At 66.1% G+C, this 26,336-nt stretch carries 24 protein-coding genes and 1 pseudogene; 16 read left to right on the forward strand and 9 right to left on the reverse strand.

Going from position 1 to position 26,336, the window contains the following annotated elements; genetic code table 11:
- Positions 1-50: 50 nt before the first annotated feature.
- From AC4BCN_RS15085 to AC4BCN_RS15095, 3 genes and pseudogenes are all read left to right on the forward strand, one after another.
- Positions 51-548 (forward strand): VOC family protein, encoded by a 498-nt coding sequence (locus tag AC4BCN_RS15085; RefSeq protein WP_425323991.1) that lies wholly within the window; start codon positions 51-53, stop codon positions 546-548.
- Between the two features lie 91 nt (positions 549-639).
- Positions 640-1,857: pseudogene (gene purT, locus AC4BCN_RS15090) on the forward strand (formate-dependent phosphoribosylglycinamide formyltransferase); the annotation flags it as partial.
- A gap of 464 nt (positions 1,858-2,321) precedes the next feature.
- On the forward strand, positions 2,322-3,059 hold the full coding sequence (locus AC4BCN_RS15095; RefSeq protein WP_490491087.1) for a hypothetical protein: 738 nt from the start codon (positions 2,322-2,324) through the stop codon (positions 3,057-3,059).
- Here the strand turns inward: AC4BCN_RS15095 and AC4BCN_RS15100 are convergent.
- From AC4BCN_RS15100 to AC4BCN_RS15125, 6 genes are read right to left on the reverse strand one after another with little or no spacing between them, the layout of a single operon-like run.
- Positions 3,046-3,747, reverse strand: coding sequence for an ABC transporter permease (locus AC4BCN_RS15100; RefSeq protein WP_490491088.1), 702 nt, complete (start codon positions 3,745-3,747; stop codon positions 3,046-3,048). The genes AC4BCN_RS15095 and AC4BCN_RS15100 overlap by 14 nt on opposite strands.
- Positions 3,744-4,988, reverse strand: a complete 1,245-nt coding sequence (locus AC4BCN_RS15105; RefSeq protein ID WP_490491089.1) for a glycosyltransferase — start codon at positions 4,986-4,988, stop codon at positions 3,744-3,746. The genes AC4BCN_RS15100 and AC4BCN_RS15105 overlap by 4 nt, the downstream gene beginning before the upstream one ends.
- A gap of 23 nt (positions 4,989-5,011) precedes the next feature.
- The gene (locus AC4BCN_RS15110; RefSeq protein ID WP_490491090.1) at positions 5,012-5,899 is read right to left on the reverse strand and encodes a hydrolase 1, exosortase A system-associated; all 888 of its coding nucleotides are present in this window, start codon (positions 5,897-5,899) and stop codon (positions 5,012-5,014) included.
- Positions 5,896-6,753: a hydrolase 2, exosortase A system-associated gene (locus AC4BCN_RS15115; RefSeq protein WP_490491091.1), complete on the reverse strand. Its 858-nt coding sequence runs from the start codon at positions 6,751-6,753 to the stop codon at positions 5,896-5,898. The genes AC4BCN_RS15110 and AC4BCN_RS15115 overlap by 4 nt, the downstream gene beginning before the upstream one ends.
- Positions 6,750-6,995: an acyl carrier protein gene (locus tag AC4BCN_RS15120; RefSeq protein WP_128141571.1), complete on the reverse strand. Its 246-nt coding sequence runs from the start codon at positions 6,993-6,995 to the stop codon at positions 6,750-6,752. The genes AC4BCN_RS15115 and AC4BCN_RS15120 overlap by 4 nt, the downstream gene beginning before the upstream one ends.
- Positions 6,974-7,729, reverse strand: coding sequence for a GNAT family N-acetyltransferase (locus AC4BCN_RS15125; protein WP_490491092.1), 756 nt, complete (start codon positions 7,727-7,729; stop codon positions 6,974-6,976). The genes AC4BCN_RS15120 and AC4BCN_RS15125 overlap by 22 nt, the downstream gene beginning before the upstream one ends.
- Before the next feature lie 209 nt (positions 7,730-7,938).
- Between AC4BCN_RS15125 and AC4BCN_RS15130 the strand changes: the two genes are divergently transcribed.
- The 3 genes from AC4BCN_RS15130 to AC4BCN_RS15140 are packed head-to-tail and all read left to right on the forward strand — an operon-like array spanning position 7,939 to position 12,733.
- The gene (locus AC4BCN_RS15130) at positions 7,939-9,537 is read left to right on the forward strand and encodes an acyl-CoA ligase (AMP-forming), exosortase A system-associated (RefSeq protein ID WP_490491093.1); all 1,599 of its coding nucleotides are present in this window, start codon (positions 7,939-7,941) and stop codon (positions 9,535-9,537) included.
- Positions 9,534-10,793 (forward strand): pyridoxal-dependent decarboxylase, exosortase A system-associated, encoded by a 1,260-nt coding sequence (locus AC4BCN_RS15135; protein ID WP_490491094.1) that lies wholly within the window; start codon positions 9,534-9,536, stop codon positions 10,791-10,793. Before AC4BCN_RS15130 ends, AC4BCN_RS15135 begins: the two co-directional genes overlap by 4 nt.
- Positions 10,790-12,733, forward strand: coding sequence for an asparagine synthetase B family protein (locus AC4BCN_RS15140; protein WP_490491095.1), 1,944 nt, complete (start codon positions 10,790-10,792; stop codon positions 12,731-12,733). Before AC4BCN_RS15135 ends, AC4BCN_RS15140 begins: the two co-directional genes overlap by 4 nt.
- Here AC4BCN_RS15140 and AC4BCN_RS15145 read toward each other — a convergent pair.
- Both AC4BCN_RS15145 and AC4BCN_RS15150 read right to left on the reverse strand, forming a co-directional pair.
- Positions 12,642-13,577 carry a polysaccharide deacetylase family protein gene (locus AC4BCN_RS15145; protein WP_490491096.1) on the reverse strand — a complete coding sequence of 312 codons (936 nt, stop codon included), beginning with the start codon at positions 13,575-13,577 and terminating at the stop codon, positions 12,642-12,644. The two genes, AC4BCN_RS15140 and AC4BCN_RS15145, sit on opposite strands and share 92 nt — an antisense overlap.
- Entirely contained in the window at positions 13,574-14,866 is a 1,293-nt protein-coding gene (locus tag AC4BCN_RS15150) for a putative O-glycosylation ligase, exosortase A system-associated (protein WP_128141566.1), read from the reverse strand. Before AC4BCN_RS15150 ends, AC4BCN_RS15145 begins: the two co-directional genes overlap by 4 nt.
- A gap of 138 nt (positions 14,867-15,004) precedes the next feature.
- On the opposite strand from AC4BCN_RS15150, the gene AC4BCN_RS15155 reads away from it, so the two are divergent.
- The 7 genes from AC4BCN_RS15155 (at position 15,005) to AC4BCN_RS15185 (ending at position 24,742) form a co-directional block, all read left to right on the forward strand.
- A complete protein-coding gene (locus AC4BCN_RS15155) occupies positions 15,005-17,089 on the forward strand; it encodes a glycosyltransferase (RefSeq protein WP_490491097.1) in 2,085 nt (694 codons plus the stop codon).
- Between the two features lie 15 nt (positions 17,090-17,104).
- A complete protein-coding gene (locus tag AC4BCN_RS15160; RefSeq protein ID WP_490491098.1) occupies positions 17,105-18,577 on the forward strand; it encodes a lipopolysaccharide biosynthesis protein in 1,473 nt (490 codons plus the stop codon).
- A 2-nt stretch (positions 18,578-18,579) separates the two neighbouring features.
- Complete coding sequence (locus AC4BCN_RS15165; protein ID WP_490491099.1) at positions 18,580-19,653, forward strand: glycosyltransferase family 4 protein; 1,074 nt, start codon at positions 18,580-18,582, stop codon at positions 19,651-19,653.
- On the forward strand, positions 19,643-21,217 hold the full coding sequence (locus AC4BCN_RS15170) for an MBOAT family O-acyltransferase (protein ID WP_490491100.1): 1,575 nt from the start codon (positions 19,643-19,645) through the stop codon (positions 21,215-21,217). Before AC4BCN_RS15165 ends, AC4BCN_RS15170 begins: the two co-directional genes overlap by 11 nt.
- Positions 21,218-21,219: 2 nt before the next feature.
- Entirely contained in the window at positions 21,220-22,410 is a 1,191-nt protein-coding gene (locus tag AC4BCN_RS15175) for a hypothetical protein (protein ID WP_490491101.1), read from the forward strand.
- Positions 22,411-22,456: 46 nt separating this feature from the next.
- Positions 22,457-23,650, forward strand: a complete 1,194-nt coding sequence (locus tag AC4BCN_RS15180; protein WP_490491102.1) for a hypothetical protein — start codon at positions 22,457-22,459, stop codon at positions 23,648-23,650.
- An 87-nt stretch (positions 23,651-23,737) separates the two neighbouring features.
- Positions 23,738-24,742: a 2-hydroxyacid dehydrogenase gene (locus tag AC4BCN_RS15185; protein ID WP_490491103.1), complete on the forward strand. Its 1,005-nt coding sequence runs from the start codon at positions 23,738-23,740 to the stop codon at positions 24,740-24,742.
- On the opposite strand, the gene AC4BCN_RS15190 is transcribed toward AC4BCN_RS15185, so the two are convergent.
- The gene (locus AC4BCN_RS15190) at positions 24,731-25,093 is read right to left on the reverse strand and encodes a TfoX/Sxy family protein (RefSeq protein ID WP_485882984.1); all 363 of its coding nucleotides are present in this window, start codon (positions 25,091-25,093) and stop codon (positions 24,731-24,733) included. The two genes, AC4BCN_RS15185 and AC4BCN_RS15190, sit on opposite strands and share 12 nt — an antisense overlap.
- A gap of 96 nt (positions 25,094-25,189) precedes the next feature.
- Here AC4BCN_RS15190 and AC4BCN_RS15195 point away from each other — a divergent pair, with 96 nt between their 5' ends.
- The 3 genes from AC4BCN_RS15195 to AC4BCN_RS15205 all read left to right on the forward strand — a co-directional run bounded on the left by AC4BCN_RS15195 (position 25,190) and on the right by AC4BCN_RS15205 (position 26,324).
- On the forward strand, positions 25,190-25,423 hold the full coding sequence (locus tag AC4BCN_RS15195; protein ID WP_490491104.1) for a hypothetical protein: 234 nt from the start codon (positions 25,190-25,192) through the stop codon (positions 25,421-25,423).
- Positions 25,420-25,905 (forward strand): MepB family protein, encoded by a 486-nt coding sequence (locus AC4BCN_RS15200; RefSeq protein WP_490491105.1) that lies wholly within the window; start codon positions 25,420-25,422, stop codon positions 25,903-25,905. Before AC4BCN_RS15195 ends, AC4BCN_RS15200 begins: the two co-directional genes overlap by 4 nt.
- A 170-nt stretch (positions 25,906-26,075) precedes the next feature.
- Positions 26,076-26,324 (forward strand): hypothetical protein, encoded by a 249-nt coding sequence (locus tag AC4BCN_RS15205; protein ID WP_139143300.1) that lies wholly within the window; start codon positions 26,076-26,078, stop codon positions 26,322-26,324.
- The last annotated feature ends 12 nt before the right edge of the window (positions 26,325-26,336 follow it).

Here is a 26,336-nt window from a genome sequence, read left to right on the forward strand (position 1 = left end):
TAGTGATTATATTAGCGAAGCTAATCCACACACCGGACTAGGGAGACATCATGCACAGCATACAAAAGATTACCCCGTGTTTATGGTTCAACGGCCACGCCGAGGCGGCGGCCCTGTTTTATACGGGGATCTTCCCCAATTCGAAGATCGGCCAGATCCTGCGCTATGGCGAGGAGGGCAAGGAAATCCACGGCCAGGAACCGGGCAGCGTGCTGACTGTCGCGTTTGAACTCGACGGCCAGACGTTCACGGGCTTGAATGGCGGACCCTTGTTCCAGTTTTCCGAAGCGATCTCGTTCCAGGTCAATTGCGAAACCCAGGACGAGGTCGACCACTACTGGAACCAATTGTCCGAAGGCGGGCCCCTGGAAGCGCAGCAGTGCGGCTGGCTCAAGGACCAGTTTGGCGTGTCCTGGCAAATCGTGCCCACCATCATGGTCAAGCTGCTGGGCGATCCCGACCCGATCAAGGCCCAGCGCGTGATGAAAGCCATGATGGGCATGAAAAAGATCGACATCGACGAGATCAAGCGGGCGTACGCGGGCTAGCCTGGTCCGTCAGGCAGCGGTGCGCCCTGTCCAAGATGGCCGGCTTTTGTTATAGTCCCAGCCATCTTTCCATCCGCCTACAGATCCTGCCATGACCACTAGCACCAGTAGCACCATCGCGCCCCGTACCTTCGGCACGCCCCTGTCTTCCACCGCCATCAAAGTCATGCTGCTGGGCTCGGGTGAACTGGGCAAGGAAGTGATCATGTCGCTGCAGCGCCTGGGCGTGGAAGTGATCGCCGTCGACCGCTATCCGAACGCGCCGGGCCACCCGGTGGCGCACCGCTCGCACGTGATCGACATGAGCGACGGCGTGGCCCTGGCCGCCCTGATCGAACTGGAAAAGCCGGACCTGATCGTGCCCGAAATCGAAGCCATCGCCACCGACACCCTGGCGGCGCTGGAAGCGGCCGGGCAAATCACGTGCATCCCGAACGCGCGCGCGGCCGTGCTGACGATGAACCGCGAAGGCATCCGCACGCTGGCGGCCGAGACCCTGGGCGTAGCCACGTCGCCCTACCGCTTCGCCAGCAGCCTGCGGGAGTTGCAGCTTGCCTGCCAGGAGATCGGCTTTCCGTGCGTCGTGAAACCCGTAATGTCGTCGTCGGGCAAGGGCCAGTCCAAGCTCGATGGCGCCGCGGACGTGGACGCGGCGTGGGCGTATGCGGCCAGCGGCAGCCGTGTCGATACGGGCCGGGTCATCGTCGAGGGTTTCATCGACTTCGACTACGAAATCACCTTGCTGACGGTGCGCGCCGTCGGCGCTTCGGGACAGATCGAGACGCAGTTCTGCGAGCCGATCGGCCACTTGCAGGTGCATGGCGACTACGTGGAATCGTGGCAGCCGGCCCGCATGTCGCCGCTGGCCCTCGAGCGCTCGCGCGACATCGCGCGCAAGGTGACGGATAACCTGGGCGGCCTGGGCCTGTTCGGCGTGGAGCTGTTCGTCAAGGACGACATGGTATGGTTCTCGGAAGTGAGCCCCCGTCCGCACGATACGGGCATGGTCACCATGGCCAGCCAGGTGCAGAGCGAATTCGAGCTGCACGCGAAAGCCATCCTCGGTCTGCCCGTCAACGTGGCGCTGCGTTCGCCCGGCGCCTCGGCCGTCATCTACGGCCAGCTGGAAGCGAAAGGCATCGCCTTCGAAGGCGTGGCCGACGCTCTGAGCGTGCCGGGCGCGGACTTGCGCCTGTTCGGCAAGCCGGAATCGTTCGCCCGCCGCCGCATGGGCGTGGCGCTGGCCACGGCCGGCGATATCGACACGGCCCGCGCGCGCGCCGTGCTGGCCGCATCGAAAGGCAGCCCGCATGACGGCTCGTGCCAGACGCCAGCCTGCCGCAGGCCGACGCCGGCGGCGACGACATCAAGCGCAAGCTGCGCGGCTACATCGCGCGGCGCAACCTGGCCGGCGCCGCCAACGATTGCAAGTGGAACGAACTGCTGGCCTTCATGCGCGGACGCACCGACTGGGCGCCGTCGTACCGTTACGGCTCCGTCACCGGCTATGTGTCGCGCTGGGATACGGAATGGGATTACCATCCGCCGTTCCCGTTCCTGGGCGTGGAATGGTTCGATATCAGCCTGTATTCGGAAGAACACGTGGCCATGCTGCTGCCCAAGAAAATCATCGACCACGGCGTGTGGATCGTGCCGGCGCTCGAGCGCATCGGTTTCGATTTCGAAGTGCGGGACCGGGTGGCGCGTATCTGGGGCTATTTGCCCCGCAATTATCACGACTTCCCAACCGCCGACTAATTCAAAGACTCTCTCATGCCTGAAAACCTTATTCCCCAGGTGCCGCAACCGGACGACGCCGTCGTCGGCAAGGAAGCGGGCGCGCAGATGCTGGCCACGGCGTGCGCCGCGCGCGACGCCTTCTATGCCACATTGGGCGCCGTTGACGCCGACGTGCTGGCGCCGCTGGTCAACCCGGCCTTCATGGGCGGCCCGCGCTGGCCATCGTTGCGTCAGGCCTGGCGGGTGATCCGCCGCAATGATTCCATCCTGATTGCCAGCGATGGCTTGAGCGACCCGTTCGAGGATGACGACGACGTGTTTGTCCCGCGCGGCCACCTGCTGGAAGTGTGCATCGAGGCGCCGCTGTCCGCTTTCAATGGCGATCTGGTGCAGGCATCGTGGCTGTTCGATCTGGTCTACCAGGTCAGCCAGAACGTGGCCGACCATGGCTCCATCGATTTGCTGGTGCAGCGCCACGGCAGCGTGTCGATGGCGCTGGACTTGCAAGACGCGCCCAAGGGCCTCGAAGACGAGAATGAACAGGTGGGCGTGCTGCTGGCCCAGGGCGCGGGCACGATTCCCCCTTCGTTCGGCACACCGTTCGGCGACGTGATGCTGCTGACGCTCACAGTGCTGCAGCCGGCCGAACTGGCATACATCAGCGAGGCGGAAGACAAGGCCCAAGCGCGGCGCGACCTGGCCGCCGCGCTGGCCGCGTCGCCGGCCGGGCATTGGAGCGTGGCCCAGCGGCCGGCCGTCATTCCCCGCTAGGTTCTTCGACCGGCGGCATTGCCGGTTCTTCCGCTTTCGGCGCTTCCTTCGCCTCCACGACGACGGGCGCCGGCGGCGGCTCGCGCCATTTGCCCGCCGCCTTCAGCTTGTTCTTCAGCCCCGGCAAGGGAAAACCCAGCGCATAGGCTTTTTGCGCGTGCGCGCTGGCTTTCTCGTATTCCTTCTTCTTTGCATACATCAGGCCCAGGTTGTACTGGATGGTGGCCTGATCCGGCGCCAGGCGGCTGGCAGCGTCCAGCTGTTCCAGCGCCATCGCATCCTGGCCCGTCGACAGCAAATAGCTGCCATACACCATGCGCGCCGTCACGTCGTGCGGCGCGAAGGCGATCGCCCGTTCGAAGTAGCAGCTGACTGTGTAGCGGGCGCCCACCGGCTGCGCGCTTTTCAGGCGCAATCCCAGCTTGGCCATCGATGCCAGCGCCCGGTGGTGGTTCGGGAAGTGTTCGAGCGTGTAGCTGATGTCGGCGCCCAGGCTGCCCGTCATGCCTTGCGTGAGCGTTTCCACGGCGCGCGAAAAATGGAATTTTTCGACCACGGACAGACCGTCGCGGTCTTCCGCGCTCGTGTAGTCGCCGCCCGGCGTGCGCTTGACGTAGGGCGGGCACTCGGCGGCAGTAGCGCTGGCGCAGCAGGCGGCGAGGGTGCAGGCTAACAAGCAATGCTTCATGTCGGACTCCTGTGGCTGACCTGGTCGAGCAAATCGGCCAGGGCGTTGCTGCGGGCTTGCCGCGATTGCAGGGCGATGGCGGTGGGGCTGGCCAGCGGGGCGCGGCCCTGGCGCGCCAGTTCCAAAAAACGCAGCAGCGCGCGTGCGCAGTCGCCGCTGGACGCCAGCTGGCCGATGGTGTCGATGCCGCAGTGGCGCAGCTTGGCCGCGCTGTCGCCGGCCAGGTCGGTCAGCGCGAGGATAGGGCGGCGGCAGCGCAGGTATTCATACAGCTTGGCGGGAATCTGTCCGTTGCAGTTGGCCGCCTGCAGCAGCAGCAAGCCGTCGGCGGCCAGCATTTCCTGCAGCGCCGCGCCGTGCGGCTGCAAGGGTTCCAGGCTCACCAGATCCAGGATGCCGTATTTCGCCAGCAGGCCCGCCAGCCACGCATCGTGGCCCGTGGCGCGCAGCACCAGTTGGAAATTGCGGGCGTGCAGCACGCCGTCGTGGCGCAGCCGGGCCAGCGCTTCGAACAGCGGCTGGGGATCGCGCTCGGACGGGTAGATCACGCCGCTATGCAGCAGAAGAAAGCGGCTGCGGTGGCCGCGCGGCCCGGCCAGCGGCGCGGCGTCCTCGTCATCGTCGTGGCCATTTTCGATCAGGCAGAAGCGCTCGCGCCCCACTTGCGCCAGGCGCCGCTGGTGCGCCGCGATGGCGCCAGGCGTGGTGCAGACGATGGCCGCGCTGCGCGCCGCGATGCGCTGTTCGATCCACGCATGCATGCGGTGCAGGCGCGGCTCGGGCGGATACGGCGCCAGCGGGTCGCTGTCGTCGAGCATGGGGTCGCGCTGGTCGGCGATCCATGGCAGGCCGCTGAGTTTTTGCAAGGTCATCGCGATCAGGTGCGCCGTGGCGATCGGGTACGTCGACCAGATGGCGTCGGGGCGGTATTCGCGGATCATGCGCAGGCCGGCCGGCACGGCGCTCAGCCACCAGGAACTCCAGCGGTCGGGCAGCGCCAGGCAGCGCGGATAGCGCCCGGCGATGGACAAATGGCGCGCCGCGTCCAGCGCCAGGGTGCGCCGCACGGTCGCTTGCGCGACTATCTGCGCCAGTTGCGTATTGCCCCGCTGCGCATACGCGAGCGGCGAGGGGCTGAGCACGAGCGGCTGCCAGCCGCAGTCGGGCAGATGGCGCGCAAAGCCCAGGGTGCGCAGGATGCCGCTACCGCCGGCAAACGGCGGAAAATGGTAGGCGACCATCAGCACCCGTTTTGGCGGCCGCGTTACCAGGACTGCAGCCACCGTGCGCACAGCTGTTCGACCTCGCCACGCCAGGCGGCGTTGGCGAACGTGTGGTTGGCGCCAGCGACCTGCGCCTGCGTCCATTGCGGGCGGGCGGCCACGGCGCGCCAGGCTGTGTCGCCATCGAGCAGGGCTTGCCACTCGTGCGCACCCAAGTCGTCGCCGCTGAGGATCAGCAAGACCTTGCCCTGGAATTGCGCCAGCGCCCGCAGCAGGGCCGGCGCGGGCGCATCGTCTTCCTGCGTTACCGGTTTGTGCGTGGCGGCCGCCACCTGCCGCAGCGAGGCCAGGCTGGCACCCAGCTGCAGTCCGCCGCTGGCCAGCTTGCGCCAGAAACCGCCTTGCAGCAGGCGTGGCAGATAATAGTGGCGCAAGGTGGCGCGCGCCAGGCCGGCGCTGCTGCGCACCCAGGGGTTGAGCAGGATCAGGGCTTTGACGCGCGCGTCGTGCGGCGCATGGCAGGCCGCTGCCGTGGCGCCGTCGCACAAGCCCCACAGCGCCACTTCGCGCAAGGCCGGCACGGCGTCGAAGAATTGCGCCAGCGCGCCGGCGATGTCGGGACCGGCCGCGCGGTAGTCGCGCGCGCTACCCTCGCTGTCGCCCATGCCGCGCAAGTCGAAACGCAGCACGGGCCAGCCTTGCGCGGCCAGGGCGCGTGCCAGCAAGACGAACTGGCGGTGGCTGCCGATCCGGTACTGCGGCCCGCCCGTGACGATCAATACGCCGCGCGGACCCGGTGCGTCGGGCAGGCTGAGGATGCCGATCATGCGCGCCTGCGCCTCGCCGTCGTCAGCGGCACTGCGAAAGCGCAGGGCAAGTTCGCGCACGGCGTGCGCCGCGAGGTGCTGCTGGCCGCTGTCGCGTTTCATGGCGGCGTCCTTTCCTCGTCGAGCCAGTCGCGGCACAGCGTGCGCGTGGCGTCCAGCAGTTGCGGACACGCGAGCAGCTCGCCGCTGTGCCAGAACGGGCCGTCGCCAAAACTGGCAACGTGCACGGCGGCGCCCTGGTCCCGCCATTGCCGCGCCAGCGGCGGCAAGGGCGCGGCTGCCTGCTCCGGCCCCCGGTAATCGAGCCAATAGACAGGAACGGCAGGCTGCAGCGCGGACGCGCTGACGTCATCGATGGCGTGCGCCAGCGCGGGCGCCAGCAGGTAGCCGGCCACTTCCACAGCTTCACTTTCCGCCAGTGCGGCGCGCGCATGGCCGGGCGCTTCCTGCCCGCCGCCGGCCAGCATGCCGGCCGCCAGGCGCAGGCGCAGGAAACGGTCGATGACGCGCCGTCCGTCGAGTTCCGGTTGCCACAGCAGCAAACGGGCCAGGGGCAGCGGCGGGTTGCTGGCGAAATCGAGGGCCAGCAGGGCGCCCAGGCGCAAGCCCCACACGGTCAAGGGGCCGTTGACCCGCTGCGCCAGCCACGCGCACGCCAGGTGCAGGTCGTTGTGCCAGATGTCCCAGCGCGCTTCGCCAAAGTCGCCGCTGCTGTCGCCGCAGCCGAACAGGTCGATCTGCAGCACGCTGTAGCCGGCCGCGGCAAAGGCGCGCGCCTGCGCGGCCGCCACGTGGCGGCTTTTATTCAATTCTTCCGCGAACGGATGCACGTAGAGGATGCCGCCGCGCGCGGCCTGGCCCGGGGGCGGCAGGTGCAGCAAACAATAGCGCTGGCCGCCGCTGGCGGGCAGGAAGAAGGGCAGCAACGGCAGCGCGTCGGTGAGGGCGCGGTTCATGGTCGTAGCTTTGCAAACACGAAATCGTGCAGGGTGCCCACGGTGGCAAAGTGGCGCGCGTGGATGTCGTCGTCGGCGACGATGATGCCGAAATGGTCTTCCAGCGCCGCGATCACGCCGATCACGGCCATCGAGTCGAGTTCCGGCACGCTGCCCAAGAGCGGCGTGTGGGCTTCCAGCGCGCGCCCGTTCAAGCCCAGGGTGGTGTCGAGGATGTGCTTTACTGCTTCAAGATGCGGCATGTCAGCTCCAGGGAAGGGTAGTGCGGCAGGGACGACGTATCGAAGGCCAGGCAGGGAATATCGTCGGGACGGCGCGACAGGTGCACATACGGCGGCAGGCTGGCGGCCATCCATTGCCAGCGCCCGCAGCGGATAAAGGTGGCCGTGCCCAGCGCGTGCGTGCCCAGGCGCGCGTGGGCGCCCAGCGAGGCACGGTTGAAACGCGAGATGCGGCTGCATGACCAGCGCACGCCCTGCGCGTACAGCACGGCGTTGGCTTCTTCCCACAGGCGCGCGAAGACGAGGCCACCGCGCTGTTCGGGCTGCACCCACACGTCGAGGTCCCACGACGACTGGTTTGAGGCCAGCGCATAGCGGGCGCGCACCTCGTCTTCCTGGCAGCCGTGGCGCAGCAGCCAGATCCAGCCAACCATGCCGGACTTGTCTCGCGCCAACAGGCATTGCGCGCCTTGGCGGTAGCGTTCGCGCAGCGCACCGGGCCGGCGCTCGGGCCCGGGCGGCAAGTCCGCTTCCGCCAGGCAGGGCGTGACCGCAATCGACTGGCCGCGCCCGCGGCACAGCGAACCGGGCGCCACGGCCTGCGCCACGAACTGGTAGCGGTACAGTGCGCAGCGTCCGCCCGGCACCGTTGCCAGCAGCCGCGCCACGGCCAGCCAGGCGCTGTCGCGCCAGCCCAGCTGGGCGACGCTGGCGGCCAGCCGTTGCAGCAAGGGAAATTGCGGGGACAGGGCCATGGTAGTGACGGATGGGGCGGCTATGCAGCCAACGCTGTCCATTAGAGCGCAGCGGCCAGTGAGCGATGTTGCGCGGTCTCAAGCATTGCGCCAGATAGGCCACCGTCCGTGGGGAGAGGTGCTTGCTTGATAAAAATCAACACTGCCGCGCCCGTTTGTCCCAATCATAGGGGGATGCATGGCAATCATGGCAACCCTGGGGCGACACGATGGCGACACTGATACACGATCTGATCTTTGAAGCGGCGCAGCGCGCGCCCCACGCGCCGGCCCTGTCGTGGCAGGGCGAGGAGCTGAGCTATGCCGCGTTGGCGCAGTCCGTGCGCGAGGCGGCCGCGACCCTGCTGACCCTGGGCTTGCAAGGTGGCGCGCGTGTGGCCGTGTACCTGGAAAAACGCCCGGAAAACGTCAGCGCCATGTTTGGCGCGGCGGCGGCCGGCGGCGTGTTCGTGCCCGTCAATCCGCTGCTCAAGCCTGACCAGGTGGCGTATATCCTGGCCGACTGCAACGTGGCCATCCTCGTCACGTCGCGCGAACGCCTGGCGCAGCTGGGCCCGGCGCTGGCCGCCTGCCCGGACTTGCGGACGGTGCTGCTGACGGGCGAAGCGGAGGCGGAGTCCAGCCTGGGCAAGCTGCGCGTGCTGCCGTGGAACGCGCGCTCCGCCGTTTGCGTGCCCGCGCCTCAGCCGCATGCGGCGATCGACATGGACATGGCCGCCATTTTATATACCTCGGGCAGCACGGGGCGGCCGAAAGGCGTGGTGCTGTCACACCGCAACATGCTGGCGGGCGCGCTCAGCGTGTCGGGCTATCTGCGCAACACGCCGCAGGACCGCATCCTGTGCGTCTTGCCGCTCAGTTTTGATTACGGCCTGAGCCAGCTGACGACGGCGTTTGCCAGCGGCGCCTGTGCCGTACTGATGAATTATCTGTTGCTGCGCGATATCGTCGAAACCGTCGAGCAGGAAGCCATCACGGGCCTGGCCGCCGTGCCGCCGCTGTGGGTGCAGCTGTCGCAGCTGAGCTGGCCCTTGTCCACGCCCTTGCGCTACATCACCAATTCGGGCGGCGTGATGCAGCGCTCCACGCTCGACCGCCTGCGCCAGTCGCTGCCGCGCGTGCAGGTCTACCTGATGTATGGCTTGACGGAGGCGTTCCGCTCGACCTACCTGGCGCCGGAACAGCTGGAGCGGCGCCCCGATTCCATCGGGCAAGCGATTCCGAACGCGGAAGTGCTGGTGCTGCGTCCCGACGGCAGCGTGTGCGACGCCGATGAGCCGGGCGAACTCGTGCACCGTGGCGCGCTGGTGGCGCTCGGCTACTGGAACGACGCGGCGCGCACGGCCGAGCGTTTCAAGCCACTGCCGCCGCAGGCAAGCGGCCTGGTGCTGCCGGAACTGGCCGTCTGGTCGGGCGACACGGTGCGCCGCGATGCGGATGGCTATCTGTATTTCGTCGGGCGCAGCGACGACATGATCAAGACGTCGGGCTACCGGGTCAGCCCGGCCGAGATCGAGGAAGTCGTGTATGCGAGCGGGCTGGTGGGCGATGCCGCCGCGCTGGGCCTGCCCCATGCCGTGCTGGGCCAGGCCATCGCCTTGCTCGTCACGCCCGCGCCCGGTGTGGAATTGCAGCGCGACAGCGTGCTGGCAGCCTGCCGCGCACGCCTGCCCAGCTATATGGTGCCGCTGTGGGTGGAGATCCGCGACGGCGTGCTGCCGCGCAATCCGAACGGCAAGATTGACCGCCCCTTGCTGGCCCGGGAACTGGCGCGCGCGTATGCGGTCCAAACAGGAGACGCGGCATGAAGGACTTGATCCGCTCGAACAGTACGGAATTGCCCTTGCACTCGGCCCTGGGCCAGCAGTTTGCCATGGACGGCGACATGCTGCAGGTCGGCGGTATTTCTTTGCGCCGGCTGGCGCAGAGGGTGGGCAGCACGCCGTTCTATGTCTATGACCGCGCGCACATCACGCGCCGCGTGGCGCAATTGCGCGCTGCCTTGCCCGCTGGCGTGCATGTGCATTACGCGATGAAGGCCAACCCCATGCCGGCCGTGGTGCAATGGCTGGCGGGCCTGGTCGACGGCATCGACGTGGCCTCGGGCGGCGAACTGGCCACGGCGCTCGATACGCCCATGGCGCCGGAACGCATCAGTTTTGCGGGGCCGGGCAAGAGCGATGGGGAACTGGCGCGGGCCGTGGCCGCTGGCGTACTGATCAACGTGGAGTCGGGCGCCCAGCTGGAGAGGGTGGCACTGGCCAGCGAACGGCTGGGCATGACGGCCAGGGTGGCCGTACGCGTGAATCCTGATTTCGCCTTGCGCCGCACGGGCATGCGCATGGGCGGCGGCGCGCAGCCGTTTGGCGTCGATGCGGCCCTCGTGCCGGCGCTGCTGGGCCGCATTGGCCAGCTGGGGCTGGATTTTCACGGTTTTCACCTGTATGCGGGCTCGCAAAGCCTTTCGGCGACTGCCCTGGCTGAAGCGCAGGCCTTGAGCGTGCAACTGGCCCTGCAACTGGCCGACAGCGCGCCATCGCCCTTGCGCACCCTGAATATCGGCGGCGGCTTCGGCGTGCCGTATTTTCCCGGCGACCAGGCGCTGGACCTGGCGCCCGTGGCGGACGGCTTGCAGCGGCAGCTCGATCTGCTGGCCCTGGCGGCGCCCGGCGCGCGCCTGAATCTGGAACTGGGCCGCTATCTGGTGGCCGAGGCGGGCATCTATGTGTGCAAGGTAATCGAGCGCAAGCTGTCGCATGGACAAGTATTTCTCGTCACGGATGGCGGCTTGCACCACCACTTGGCGGCCTCGGGAAATTTTGGCCAGCTGATCCGCAAGAATTACCCGGTTGCCATCGGCAACCGGCTGCACGGCGGGGCGCGCGAAGTGGCGTCTGTCGTGGGGCCGCTGTGCACGCCGCTGGACTTGTTGGCCGACCAGATGGAAATGGCGCGCGCCGAAGAGGGCGATTTGGTGGTCGTGTTCCAGTCGGGCGCGTATGGCTTGACGGCCAGCCCGACGGCCTTTCTCGGCCATCCGCTGCCGGCCGAGGTGCTCGTATGAGCGGCCTGTGCGGTTGGCTTGCGGCGGCTGGCGGGGCTGCGGGTTCTGTCGCCGCCGATGCCGATGCCAGTGGCGCCGCGCTGGCCGGCATGGCCGTGCCTCTGTCGCGTTTTGATAGCGCCCCCCTGATTGCCTGCGTGAGCGAAGTGGGCGGCGTGGCCGTGGCCGCCATCGACGGCAGCCGCCATGTATATCAGCAGGATGGCTTGCAAGTCGCCATCTGGGGCCGGCCCATGCTTGACGGTTCGGCCGATGACGTGGCAAGCCGCCTCGCTTCCCTGTGGCTGAGCCGGGGCGTGGCGGCCTGCGCCAGCCTGTCCGGGCCATTTGCTATGGCCATCCTCGACGCCTTTTCCGGTTCGGCCCTGCTGGCCGTGGACCGCGCCGGAATCCACCCCCTCAGCTATGCGGGCAATGCGCAAGGCCTGTTCTTTGCCTCCTCGCATGACGCCTTGCTGGCCCATCCGTCCGTGCGGGGCGCGCTCGATCCGCAGGCGCTGTATCACTACCTGTTTTTTCACATGGTGCCTGGCCCGGCCACGGCTTATCTTGGCCAGCAGCGCTTGCTGCCCGGCGAATACCTGCATGTGCGCGGCGGCAAGCAATGCAAGGGCAGCTACTGGCAACTGGCCTTCCACGAGCCGGCAGCAGGGCGCACGCGGGCCAGCTTTGCCAGCAACAAACAGGAATTCCTGCGCCTGCTGCGCCAGTCCGTGGAAAGCAGCCTGGGCGCGGATGGAGCGGACACGGGCGCGTTTCTCAGCGGCGGCACGGACAGTTCCACCGTGGCCGCCATCATGGGACAAGTGACGGGCCGGCCCGCGCGCACGTATTCCATCGGTTTTGACGCGCCCGGCTATGACGAAATGGCGTATGCGCGCCTGGCCGCCAGCCACGCGGGCAGCATCCACCACGAGCGCTACGTGACGCCGGCCGATGTGCTGGCCGCCATTCCCGCCATGGCGGCCATCTTCGACCAGCCTTTCGGCAACGCCTCGGCCATTCCCGCCTTTTACTGCGCGCAGATGGCGCGCGAGGATGGTGTAACGCGCCTCTTGGGCGGCGACGGCGGCGATGAACTGTTTGGCGGCAATGAGCGCTATGCGCACCAGGCCTTGCTGTCGCAATACGAGCGCTTGCCCGCCATGTTGCGCCAGGCCATCATCGAACCGCTGCTGTTCCGCGCACGCACGGGCAAGTCGTGGCGGCTGGGCGACAAGGCGCGCCGCTACATCGAGCTATCGAGCCTGCCGCTGCCGGCGCGGCTCGACAGCTACAACCTGCTGCTGCGCCATGGCCACCGCACGGTATTGGAAGCGGGGTTCATCGACACCATCGACCCCGGCATGGCACCCGGTTGCGTGAATGGTGCGTATTGGGAGCGGCAAGGCCAGGGCTTGAGCCAGATCAATGAGCTGCTGGCCCTCGACATGCGTTTTACTTTGGCCGACAACGACCTGTTCAAGGTGCGCAAGGCGTGCGAGCTGGCTGGCGTGGAAGCGGCGTTTCCCTTCCTGCATGATGCGATGGTGGCGTTTGCCGCGCGACTGGCGCCGCGCGACAAGCTCGACGGCATGCGGCTGCGGCCTTTCTTCAAGCGGGCGCTGGCGGAAATCCTGCCACCGGCCATCGTGCGCAAGAAAAAGCACGGCTTCGGCCTGCCTTTCGGCCTGTGGCTGCACAGCCACCCGCCGCTGCGCGAGTTTGCGTTTGACAACCTCACGCAGCTGCGCGGGCGCGGCATCGTGCGGCCCGCCTTCATCGACGATCTGCAAGGGCGCTTGCTGGCGGAACACCCGGCCTATCACGGCACCATGGTGTGGCTGCTGCTGATGCTGGAACAGTGGCTCAGCCAGCATCCGGGCGCGCTGGGTGCGCTTGCCGGCGGTTTTGCCGCATGCGCCACAGAAACGCCAGGCGTCCTCGATCCCACGGCGTAAAGCGGGGCAGCTGCAACAGGTCGAGCCCCGCGCCGGGGCGCGCCACGCCCCAGTCCGTGGCCACGGCCGCCTTGAAACCGAGGCTTTTGACCATCGCCACGTGCGGCGCGCCATAGTCGCGCCCGGCCTTGCCGTTCGGATATGCAAACAGGGTGACGGGCGCCTGGATCAGACTTTCCAGCTGGCGCTTGCCGTCGGCGATGTTTTGCCGCGCCGCGTGGTCCGGCAAGGTGGACAAAATCGGATGGCTGTCCGTGTGCGCGCCCACCTCCATGCCGGCCGCATGCAACTGGCGCAGCTGCGCCGTGCTCAGCATGGCGGGCGGACCTGCCAGGACGCCCGCCTGGCGGCGTATCCGCATGGCCAGCTGCTGGCGCCGGGCGAACGGCAGGTACTTGAGCTGCCCCAGCAGCGTGGCGATGGCAGCTTGCCGCTGCGCCAGGCTGGCGACTGGGAACGTCCCCAGCTCGTGTTTGCGCAAGTCCAGCACGGGCCCGGCCGCCTGGCGCACGGCGTCGATCACCGTGTCGTTCCACATCTGCCCGCCGTCCAGGTAGCCCGTGGCGATGAAAAACGTGGCGTGCATGCCATGGCGCTGCAGCAGCGGCAGGGCAACTTGCGCATTGTCCGCATAGCCGTCGTCGAAGGTGATGCAGGCGGCGCGCTGCGGCAGGTTGCCGTTCTGCAAGCGCTGCACGGCATCGCTCAGCGATAGCGGCGTATAGAAACATTTCAACAAGCGCAGCTGGCGTTCGAACAGCACGGCGTCCACTTCGCCGGGAAACAGCGGGTCGGGCCGCGCCAGCACGCGGTGGTAGATCAGGATGGACAAGGTGGCTGTCATGGCTGCTCCACGATGGCGGCCCGGGGCCTGGCCTGGCGGGAAGTAGAGGTGAGGGTGGGCACCTGCCGCTCGACGATGATGCGCGTGGCGATCAGGGCGGCCATCAGGTAATACGGCATGTCGAAATACAGCAGGCTGAGGAAGGCGCCGCCCACGGCAAAGCCGATCAGGCTGGCCTGGCTCATGGTGGCCAGGCCATGCGCCCAACGCAGTTCCGGCTTGCCCCGCGTGCGGCGGATGATGGCGGCGGCCGTGCGCCAGGTGGCGATGCCCAGCGCCAGGTAAATCAGCAAGCCGACAAAGCCGTGTTCGCCCAGCGCCTGGAAATAGATGCTGTGCGCCGCATGCACGTCCATGGGGTTGGGCGCATAGCGGGCAAAGATGGCCGCGTCGGAAACGTCGAAGCCGCCGCCTGGAAAACGGTCGCGCGCCAGGTTCCAGGCCATGCGCCAGGCGTTCAGGCGGCCCATGGCGGAGACGTCGTCCTGATAGGTGTTGATGGTGTCCATGCGTTCGGCCCAGCGCTCGGGCATGAAGGCCAGCAGCAGCGGCGCGACGGCGCCGAGCAGCGCGCCCAGCACCATCTTGCGGTCGCTTTTCAGCCACATGAACAGGCCCATGGCGGCAATGGCCAGCAGCCCGCCGCGCGAATACGAGCCCAGCGCCGCCAGGGCCGACAACAGCATCGCCGCGGACAAGCCATGGCGCACCCAGCGTTTGTCCGTGTTTTGCTGCAGATAATACATGAGGGGGATGGTGATGATCAGGGCCAGGGCCAGTGCATTGTTATCCCCGATAAACGTTTCTTCCGGCCCCCAGACCCGGTCCGTGCCGCCGCTGCGGATGGTGAAGATGCCGCCTTTCACGCCGTAATAGCCGATCGACCCCACCAGCACCCAGACCAGGTGCACGATGTCGCGCCGCGTGCGTATCACCATCATGATGACAAAGCTCATCAGCATGATCTTCATCACCTTGTTCCACTGCACCCATGACGATTCCGGAATCAGGGCGAACGGGGCCGTGACATTCATCCACATGACGAATAACAGCAGCAGCACGCTGACGGGCGTGAGCGGCAGGTTTTTCGGCTCGCGCGTCATCACGAGGCTGATCAGGGTGGCGATGGCGATGATGAAGGCGAACGGCATGTGGGTGGCAAAGCCCCAGCCCTGCGTGTGCGGGTTCATCACGCTGACCCAGACCCACATCAGGCCGCCGGTGGCCGGTGTCTTCAGGATGAAGGGCAGGGAGCCCAGGATGATGATGGTAATCAGTATGTCGCGCATGAAGGGAGACGCTCCTGGTTGTGCCCGGGTTGGCAAGGTCTTGATGCCTGTCAACGGGCTGGCGGGCAGGCTCAGTACACTGGATCAACACTGCTTGAGTACATAGTTTTGTCATGGTAAGACCAAGGAGGCATGTCCTTGTTGACCGTTCTCATGGCGACCTACAATGGCGCCGGCACCTTGCCACAGGTATTGCGCGCCTACATGGGGTTGCGAGCCCCCGTGGGCGGCTGGCGCCTGATCATCGCCGACAATGGCAGCACGGACGCGACGGCCCAGGTGATCGCCGACTTCCGCGGCAGTTTGCCCTTGCGTTCCGTCTACGTGGCGCGGCGCGGCCGCAGTCCCGCCCTGAACGGGGCCGTCGAACACGCCTTGTGTTCAAGCGGCGATGGCGGCGAGCTGTTCGTGTTTGGCGACGACGATGCCATGCCCGCATCGGACTGGCTGTGCCGCTTGCAGGACAGCGCGCGCGCTCACCCCGGCTACGCCCTGTTCGGCGGCGCCATCGTGCCCGCCTGGCGCGAGCAACCGGCGGAATGGCTGCTGCGCCTGACCCCCGTTGGCCTGACGTGGGGCATCACCAGCCCCGATTTGCGCGACGCGCCCATCTATCCGGGCCTGGTCTGGGGCGCCAACATGGCGATACGCCGCCGCATCTTCGAGGCGGGTGCCCGCTATGACGAAAGCATCGGCCCGCAAGGCGCCAACTACGCCATGGGCAGCGAAACCCGGCTCAACCTGGAGATGCATGCGGCAGGCAATCCTTCCTGGTTCTGTCCGCAAGCGAAAGTGGCGCACATCATCCGCGCCCCTCAAGTACAGCGCGCCTGGATACTGCGCCGCGCCATGCTGTTTGGCCGCGGCCAATGCCGGCTGGCGACATTCGCACCGAGCGTGGAGTTGCTCGGCGTACCGCGCTGGATGCTGGGCCGATACGTGCGCGACTCCCTCGGCGCCGTGCGGGCCTGGCTGCGGCGCGACCACGCCGACCTGTTCCTGCGCCAGTGGGAACGGGCCTGGCTGCGCGGCTTTTTCCATGAAGCGTGGCGCGGACGGCGCAAACGCTTGCCGCGCATCGTCATCAGCAGTTATTCGGGCGAGCTGGGCGGCATGGAACTGCGCATGGCGCAAGAGGCGAAAGTGCTGGGCGCGAGCGGCTATGACAGCGTGCTGGCCCTGCGGCGCTTTCCCGGTTTTACTGCCTGGGTGCAAGGTTTGCGCGCGCAGCATCTGCAGGTGCGCGTGTACGAGCCACCCTTGTTTCTCGAACACTGGGCCTGGCGGCGCTGGAACTGGCTGCGCGCCAGGGTCACGGGAGCGTGGCGGCTGCGGCGGCTGAGGCCCGACCTCGTCCACGTGGCGTTTTGCTGGACCAGTTATGGCGCTTCCATCCTGTGGCTGGCGCGGCAATGCCGGCTGCCGGCCGTGATCAGTGTGCACAATGCGTTCCCGCTGGAAGCGTTCAGCGACTGGCAGCGGCCCCGGCTGCAGGAAGCGTTCCGCACCGTCAAAGGCGTGTATGCCGTGTCGCCGTCGGCCATGCGGCATTTCCTCGCGCTGTACCGCGGCATGCTGAACCCGGAAACGCGGCTGGCCGTCATTCCCAACGGTGTCGATACGGATACTTTTATCGCCTCTCCCGAACGGCGAATACTGGCGCGCAAGCAGCTGGGGCTGCCGCCGGACGCGCTCGTGCTCGGCTGCGTGGCCCGGCTCTCCGCGCAAAAGCGCCCGCAGGCGCTGCTGGCCCTGTTCGCCAGGCTGGCCGCGCAATTTCCCAATCTATATTTAGTGCTGGTGGGCACGGGGCCGCTGGAAGCCATGCTGCGGCTGCAGGCGCAGCAATCGGGCTTGCAGGACAGGATCGTGTTTGCCGGCTTCCAGCAGCGCATCGAGCTGCTGATGCCGACCTTCGACCTGCATGTGCTGCTCAGTAAAAACGAAGGTTTCGGCATCGCCACGATTGAGGCCATGGCCTGCGGCGTGCCGGCCGTGGGCACGGACGTGCCTGGCACCCACGATATTCTGAACGATAGCGAAGGCGGGCTGCTGCTGCCGCTCGACGACGAGCACGCCGCTTGCGCGGCCGTGGCGCAACTCTTGATGGATGCGCCCCGGCGCGCCCGCATGGGACGGCTGGCGCGCGAGGAAACCGTGCAGCGTTATTCGATGCCGCGCCTGGAACGCCAGCTGCGCGCGTTTTACGCCGGCCTCGTGTAGGCGCGGGCGGCCCGCATGAGCGCCACCCGTCACTCGTTTTTCTTTTCGTTCGCCGAAAAATACACGGTGCTTCTGCTGGGCATCGTCGCCACCATGGTGCTGTCGCGTTTGCTGACGCCAGCCGAAGTGGGCGTGTATTCGCTGGGCGCCGTGCTGGTGGCGCTGGCGCAAGTGGTGCGCGACTTTGGCGTGGGGCAATACCTGATCCAGGAAAAACAGCTCGATACCGTGAAATTGCGCGCCGCGCTGGCCACCAGCCTGCTTGTCGCCTGGCTGCTGGCAGGGTTGGTGCTGCTGGCCAGCGCACCGCTCGCGCATTTCTATGGAGAACCCCGGCTGACCCTCGTGCTGCGCTTGCTGGCCATCAATTTCCTGTTGATACCGTTCAGCGCCTTGGCGTTACCGATGTTGCGCCGGCAACTGCGCTTTCGCGCCATCTACGCCATCAATGCGGCCAATAGCGTCGTCAACCTGCTGGTGGCCGTGCTGCTGGCGCTGCAGGGCTACAGCTACATGAGCATGGTGTGGGCGGCGCTGGCCGGTTCCTGCGCGTCGCTGCTGGTGAGCCTGCTGGTGCGGCCCAGGGAGCTGCCGTGGCTGCCGGGGCGGCGCGGCATGGGCGATATCGCCCGCTTTGGCGCGTATGCGACGGGGGGTGGCCTCGTCGATGAGGCGGGCGTGGCGGCGCCGGACCTCATCATCGGCAAACTGATCGGCATTGAAAGCCTGGCCCTGTTCGGCAAGGCGCAAAGCGTACTGAATATCTTTAACCAGGCCATCACCAGCGCGATTTCTCCCGTCGTGTTTCCCCTGTTCGCGGCCCGCGCAAGGGGGCAAGGGGGGCAGGGCGGGGCGGAGCTCGTATATTTGCGCACGATCAGCTACATGACGGCGCTGGCCTGGCCGTTTTTTCTCTTTCTCTTCTGCATGGCTTTGCCCTTAGTCAAGGTGTTGTATGGGACGCAATGGCTAGGCTGTGTGCCCTTGATACGCATCATGTGCCTGTCCTCGGCCGTCTATAGCATGTTCAGCATGGCCCGCTACCTGTTCGTGGCGACGGGCCAGCTGCATGCGCAGGTGCGGCTCGATGCCTGCGCCGGCGTCATCAAAGTGGCGCTGCTGCTGGCCGCGGCGCCGTTCGGCCTGATGGCCGTGGCCTGGGCCGTGGTGCTCAGCAATGTGCTGCGCAGCTGGCTGAACTACAAATGCCTGCGGCGCTTGAGCGCACTGGACTGGCGCATCCTGGCGCGCGCCTTGCGCAAGAGTCTGCTGCTTTGCGTTGTCAGCGCCGTCGCGCCCGTCGCTTCGCTGCTGTGGCTGCCAACGGACACCCCGGCGCTGCTGGCGCTGATGGGCACGGCGCTGGCTACCTTGCTGTGCTGGCTGGCCGGTCTGTTCCTGTTGAAACATGAGCTCGCTGGCGAATTTCTGTTGTTGCAACGCAAGCTCGCTGGCCGTTGGCTGGCAGTCAAATGCACGAAAGGATGACCATGCGTGTCGGTATCTTGTCCTACCCGATGCTGTTCCAGCGCGACGGCGGCTTGCAGATCCAGGTACGCGAAACCATTGCCGCGCTGAACCGGCTGCCCCAGCAGCCGGCGCGTCCGCTGGAGGTGGAACTGGTCGACGCCAACCATCAGCGGCTGGCCGATTTCGACGTGCTGCACGTGTTTTCGGCGAGTAATGGCACCTACCGCATCATGGAAATGGCCAGCGAGCAAGGCGTGCCCGTCGTGCTGTCGCCGCTGCTGTCGCCGGGCTGGGGCCGCGCCAGCGCCTGGCGCGCGCGGCTGGCCGACCGGCTGGCGGGGCGCCTGACGGAATGGATGGTGCAAACGAGCTATGCACAAACGCGGCGCGCCTTGCAGCTGGCCGACGTGGTAATCGCCCTGGGCGAGGCCGAGCGCGACGCCATCGTGCAAGGTTTCGGCATGCCACCCGACGCCATCCGCGTCTTGCCAAATGGCATCAACCCGCATTTCTTCACGGCCAATGGCGACCTGTTCCTGCGCGAAACGGGCATCGCCGGGCCCTTCGTGCTGATGGTGGGCAGTATTTCGCCGTATAAAAACCAGCTGGGACTGGCGCAGGCGCTGGCGGGCGCCGGCTTGCCCCTGGTGCTGATCGGCGCCGCGCCGCGCGAACAGCAGGCGTATCTGCAACTGCTGCTGGACTTGCCGCACGTCAGCTGGCTGGGCGCGCTCGACCATGCCGACCCGCTGCTGGCCAGCGCCTACCACGCGGCAGCCGTCGCGGCCTTGCCCAGCCAGGGCGAGGTGTTTCCCCTGAGCGTGCTCGAAGCGCTGGCGGCCGGAACGCCCGTCGTCATGACGGCACAAAGCGCGCTGGATTTGCCCGATTCCGCGTTTGCGCTGCGCAAGGTGCGCTGGGACGACGGCGCCGCGCAGCGCCAGGCCATCCTCGAACTGCTGGCGCTGCCGCCTGAGCGCTCCCGCGTGCAAGCCCTCGTGGAACGTTTTACGTGGGAAAGGGTGGCGGCCCAGATTGCCGATTGTTACTACCAGGCGCAGTCGCAGCCTGCCAGGAGGCAACATGCTGTTTAACTCCTTCGCCTTCCTGTTCGGCTATCTGCCCATCGTGCTGGCCGGATACTTTCTGCTGGACCGCCTGGCTCCCGCCGCAGGTACGTCCGCCAACTGGCGCCGCCTGGCCCCCGCGACGTGGCTGGCGCTCGCGTCTTTATTCTTCTATGCCTGGTGGGACGCGCGCTACCTGCCGCTGCTGCTGGCGTCGATCTGCGTCAATTATGGCGCGGGGCGGCTGATCGGTGCGCGCGCGGGAGCGGCCCGCAAGCGGGCGCTGGTTGTGGCGCTGGCGCTGAACCTGGGGCTGCTCGCCTATTACAAATATGCGAATTTCTTCATCGACAGCGTCAATGCCGTCGCCGTGGCCTCGGGTGCTGGCGCTGCCAGCCTGCCGTGGCACGGCCTCGACATCATCCTGCCGATCGGCATCTCGTTTTTTACCTTCACGCAGATCGCCTTTCTCGTCGATTGCTACCGGGGCGAGGTGCGCGAATACCGCTTCATCCATTACGTGCTGTTCGTCAGCTATTTCCCCCACCTGATCGCCGGGCCCGTGCTGCATCACCGCGACATGATGCCGCAGTTCGCCGACCCCGCCAATGCCCACCCGCGCGCCGCCAATTTCGCCATCGGCCTGTCGATTTTCACGATAGGCCTGGCAAAAAAGGTGCTGATCGCCGACAACCTGTCGCCGCTGGCCATCCCCATCTTCGCGGCAGGCGCCGAGCCGACCCTGATCGAAGCGTGGATCGGCGTGCTGGCCTACACGTTCCAGCTGTATTTCGACTTTTCCGGCTATTCCGACATGGCCATCGGCCTGTCGCGCCTGTTCGGCGTGAAATTGCCGCTGAACTTCAACTCGCCCTACAAGGCGGCCAATATCGCCGACTTCTGGCGCCGCTGGCACATGACCTTGTCGCGTTTCCTGCGCGACTATTTATATATCCCGCTGGGCGGCAGCCGGCGCGGCGAAGCCATGCGCTACCGCAACCTGATGCTGACCATGCTGCTGGGCGGCCTGTGGCATGGCGCCGGCTGGACGTTTGTCATATGGGGAGGCTTGCACGGCCTGTACCTGGTGCTGCAGCAGGCGTGGCAACGGGTGTTTGGCGCGGCGCCGGGCTACTGCTGGCTGCGCTGGTGGCCCGGCGTCCTGACCTTTCTTGCCGTCATGCTGGCCTGGGTCTTCTTCCGCGCGCCCGACGTGGCCACGGCCTGGGACATCACGGGCGCGCTGGTGGGGGCGAACGGAGTGAGCCTGCCGCGCGGCCTGGCCAGCCAGGCATCGAGCCTGGCGCAGTGGGGCCTGCATCCCGCGTTCGACGGCATCCGCTGGATCGAACTTGCCGGTCCCGGCTTGCCCGTGCTGCTGGCGGCGATGCTGCTGGCCTTCAAGGCGCCCAATACGCAAGAAATATTCTTTCTCTATGAGCCTGCGATTGAAAGAATCTTTCAGCCCGCAGGGCGCTGGTCCTTCAGCTGGCGGCCCACCTCGCGCTGGAGCGTGGGCTTGGCCGCGCTGTTCGTCGCCTGCATCTTCGGCATGAACCGGGTCACCGAATTTCTTTACTTCCAGTTCTGACCATGGACACCGCCGGCCGCCGCTATCTTGTTTGTTTCCTCGCCTGCGTCTTCCTCGTGCTGGGCGGCATCTCGTTGCTGAACTACCAGGTCGACCCCTATTTGCTGCACCAGTGGGACAGTCCCCTGGTGCAGCGCCCGCGCCAGTTGAATGAAAAGCTGGGCGCCTGGGCCAAGACCTATGCCGTGGCGCGCTACCGGCCGGCCATCATCTACATCGGCAATTCGCGCACGGAACTGGGCTTGCCGACGGGCGTGCGCGCCTTGTTCGACGGCAAGAGCATCTTCAACAGCGCCGTGTCCGGCGCCTCGATTGGCGACGCCATCCGCCTGGCCGAGCATGCGGCCAGGGTCAGCCGCGTCGAGACCATGGTTTGGGGCATCGACGCGCCGACGTTTTCCCTGGACATGGGTGCGGCGCGGGTGGAAGACAGCCTGACGGGCGCCCGGCACGGCTTTTTCGCCCAGCGCGCCCTCGTCAACCTGAAGCGCGGCCTGACCCTGGACATGACGGAGGACAGCGTGCGCATCCTCACCGGCAATGCGGGCGATGTCTGCCGCTCCAACCTGGCCCGGTATGGGCAGCGCGACGAGACCTGCACCCTGAAAGGCATACGGCACTGGCTGGGAACGAAGGACGCCATTCCCGTACGGCTGCAGGAGTTTGGCGATGGCCAGGGCCCGACGCCGCCCTCGATACCCGCGTTTGATGCCAGCATAGCCAAGCTGTGCAGTAGCGGCGTGCGTCTGCGCATGTACATCAACCCCACGCACGCGCTGACCCTGTACGCGCTGCACTGGCGCGGCAAGTGGGAGGCCATGCAGGCCTGGCAGCGCGGCCTGGTGCAGATCACCGAGCGCCACCGCCAGCAGGGCTGCGACGTGCGCCTGGTTGATTTTTCCGGCTTTAACAGCATCACGACGGAAGCGACCCCGCTCGTCAGCGGCAAGCCCGACATGCATTATTACTGGGAAGTGTCGCACTACCGGGACAATGTGGGCCGCTTGATCCTGGCGCGCCTGTTTGGCGGCGACACGCCGCCGCCAGCCGATTTCGGCGTGGAACTGACGCAGGCCAACGTCGACGCCCACCATGCGGCCACGCGCGCGGCGCGCGACCGCTATCGCCTGGAACATGCGCGCGAAGCGGCCTATACGGAGCGGGTGCTGGACGGGCCGCTGATCCGGCGTTGATGCAAAGCCCCACATAGCCGCCATTTCTCTACTTCCAATGCCGACCATGGATACCAATGCCCGCCGCTACCTCGCCATCTTCCTTGCCTGCGCGCTGGCCGCGCTGGCCTTCGTTTCCGCCGTCAATTACCACGTCGATCCGTACTTGCTGCACCAGTGGGACAGCCCGCTGCTGCAGCGCTTGCGACCGACGACCGAAAAACTCAGCGTGTGGAGCAAGACGTATGCCGTGGCGCGCTACCGGCCAGCCATCGTCTACATCGGCAATTCGCGCACGGAAATGGGTTTGCCGGCGAGCAGCATGCGTACCTTGTTCGACGGCAAGAGCGTGTTCAACAGCGCCGTCTCGGGCGCCTCGATCGGCGAGGCCATCCGCCTGGCAGAACACGCGGCCACGGTCAGCCATGTCGACACCATGGTGTGGGGCATCGACGCGCCCTCGTTCTCGCTGGAACTGGGCTCGGCCGGCGTGGAGCCGGGATTGACGGATCCCGCTCCCGCGTTTTTCGCGCGGCGCGCCTTGCTCAACATCAAGCGCGGCCTGACCGTGGACATGACACAAGATAGCTGGCGCATCCTCAGCGGCACCTATGACGGCGTCTGTCTGTCCAGCCTGGCCCTGTACGGCCAGCGCGACGAGTCCTGCCTTACCAGCCGCAACCGCGTCTGGGTCGGCACGGCGCGCGCCTTCAAGCCGCGCCTGCAGGAATTCGGCGACGGCCTGGGCCCGACCGCACCCGCGCTGCAAGCCTTCGATGCCAGCGTCGGCAAGCTGTGCCGTGGCGGCACGCGCCTGCGCTTGTACATCAATCCCACGCACGCGCTCACGCTCGACGCCCTGTACTGGCGCGGCAAGTGGGACGCCATGGAAGCCTGGCAGCGCGATCTGGCGCAGATGGCCGGACGCTACCGGCGCCTGGGCTGCGACGTGCGCCTGGTTGATTTTTCCGGCTTCAACAGCGTCACCAGCGAGCCTATCCCGCAGGTGACGGGGGCGGGCGCGATGCGCTATTACTGGGAAGCGTCGCACTACCGCGACAATGTGGGCCGCTTCATCCTGGCGCGCCTGTTCGGCGGCCCCGAGCAGCCGCCGGCGGACTTCGGCGTCGAGCTGACGGAAAGCGGCATCGCGGCGCACCAGGCGGCCATGCGCGTTGCGCGCGAGCGCTACCATGCGCAGCACGCCGAGGAAACGGCGTATCTGCGCCACGTGCTGACCTTGCCCCGCGAACCCCAATAGGCGGCCAAGAGAGCCAGGCGTACACCGTGGGGCAGGGCGCTTGCGCTATGATGGTGTTTTGCCATCCAGCAAGTTCCAGGACGCCCCATGAAAATCGCCTTCTTTGCCAGCCAGCCCTACGACCGCCGTTTCTTCGATGAAGCCTTGCCGTCCCAGCCCGATTCCGCCGGCATTGAACTGGTCTACCACAGCGCCTTGCTGAGCCAGGAAACCGTGGTCCTGGCGCAAGGCGCGGATGCCGTCTGCGTTTTCGTCAACGACGTGCTCGACGCGCCCGTGCTCGAAGCCCTGCACGGCTACGGCGTGCGCGCCATCCTGCTGCGTTGCGCCGGCTACAACAACCTCGACCTGGAAGCGGCCAAGCGCCTGGGCCTGTTCGTCGCCCGCGTGCCTGCCTACTCGCCGGAAGCCGTGGCCGAATACACGCTGGCCCTCGTGCAAACCCTGAACCGCCACACGCACCGCGCCTATGCCCGCGTGCGCGAAGGCAATTTCTCGCTCGACGGCTTGCTGGGCGCCACTTTGTTCGGCAAGACGGTGGGTATCGTCGGCACGGGCAAGATCGGGCTGGCCACGGCGCGCATTTTCAAGGGGTTCGGCTGCACGGTGCTGGGCCACGACCCATATCCGGCGCCCGCGTTTGCGCAGCTGGGCACGATGGTGGAACTGCCGCGGCTGCTGGCCGAGTCCGACATCGTCTCGCTGCATTGCCCATTGATGGAAAGCACGCGCCACATGATCAGCGAAGAAACGTTACTGCTGATGAAGAAGGGCGCCATGCTGGTGAACACCTCGCGCGGCGGCCTGATCGACACGGGCGCCGTCATCGAGGCGCTCAAATCGCGCCAGCTGGGCTCTCTGGCCATCGACGTGTATGAACAGGAAAGCAATCTGTTCTTCCAGGACCGCTCGTCCGACATCATCGACGACGACATCTTCCAGCGATTGATGACGTTCCCGAACGTGCTGGTGACGGGCCACCAGGGCTTTTTTACCAGCGAAGCGCTGCGCGAAATCGCCGCCATCACGTATCACAATCTGGCGTGCTTCCGTGAAGGCAAGCAATGCGAGAACAGCGTACTAGCTGGCTGACGCCTGTTTTTTGGGCTTGGGCGGCGGCTTGGGTTTCGGCATCGGCAAGGCGTCCGCCGTGCGCCGCGCCAGCTGGCTCAACCAGTCGCGCTCGTCCCACAGCCCGCCATCGATGAGGAAATACGGCTTGGCTTGCGGGTAGGGAGGCGCTTCCTGCAGCGTGCCTTGCGCGCTGATCCAGGCGCGGCCCGCGTCCGTCGGCTTGATGAAGAGCTGGTCGTCGGCGACGATGGCGAACATCTTGCCGTCGCAATACAGGCCATACTCGCCAAACATTTTTTTCGCGCTGATGCTGCCCGCGCCCGCCATCTGGTCGAGCAAAAAATCCACCGTGCCTTGCTGTGATGCCATGTCGTCCTCCGTGTGAACGATCAGTGTAACGCACTGGCCAGGATGGTCGGGCGAGGCTACACTATGGCCATTGATTTTCTTGCACGGCTTCATCCCATGACACCCCAGCATATCATTCACCGCGGCATCACCATCACCACCCTGATGGCCGGCCAGTCCATCGACACCCATTGCGCACCGGGCCACACGGCCATCCGCGAGCAGGCCGACGGCTGGTGGCTGTATTTTGTCGACGAGGATGGCTCGGTCGATGGCTACGACAGCCCGTTCGCCAGCCACGCCGAAGCGCTGTGGGCGGCCAAGGCCGCAGCCGAGTTCAGCGCGCAATGAAGACCAGCCCCTGGGCTTTCCTGGGCTTGCCGCAAGCGCCCGTGCCGGAAGCGGAAAGCGCGCAATATGGCGCCTGCCGCGCCGAACTGGACGGCAAGCGCCTGGTCTTGCGCGTGGCCAAAAACACGCCAACGAAACCCGGCCAGTTCGTCACCATCTGGAAGCGCCCCCATCCCGACGCCGAGATCGCCCCGCTCGATGAAGCGGACCCCGTTGACGTCGTCATCATCGCCGCGGCGGATGACGACGGCGCGCAGCATGGCTTTTTCATCTTTCCGCGCAAGGTGCTGCTGGAACGGGGCGTGATGTCGCGCGCCGGCCACGGCGGCAAGCGCGCGCTGCGCGTGTATCCGCCGTGGTGTGCGCCCGAGTCCGCCCAGGCGCTGCGCACGCAGCGCTGGCAGGCGGCGTGCTTTGTGGCGCCAGGGGATCAGCAAAGGCTGGGACAGCTGTTCGGGGAGTGTCTATTCTCTTTTCCTTGAATTTATCTGTGCCTTTAGTACTGAGTTAGAACGCATTATAAAATCTATTTATTTCCATAATGACAACTTCCACTTATACTGCGACGTTCCGACCATCGGCTATAAGCTGGCTGTTGTCAGTGACAAGATAAGGTATTATCATATTTGTAAATTTAAATAGGATTTAACCCATGGAAAATAGCGGCCCCAATATTCTTGTTTCATTTCTCCCATTGATATTGATGTCATTACTGATGGCAATAGCGGCACATCTTCTGGCGAAGGAAAAGGGGCGCAATGTAACAAAATGGACGATTCTTGCGTTGATTCCGATTGTAAACTTCGCATGTATCTGGTTCTTCATCGGTGCTTCAAATTTAAAGCTCGAGCGAAAAATTGACGATTTGGCTCTGCGCGTGCAAGCTCTGAGCGATAAGTAGGCAGGTTTTTCA

The organism is Janthinobacterium sp. Bl 1 (genome assembly GCF_058215535.1).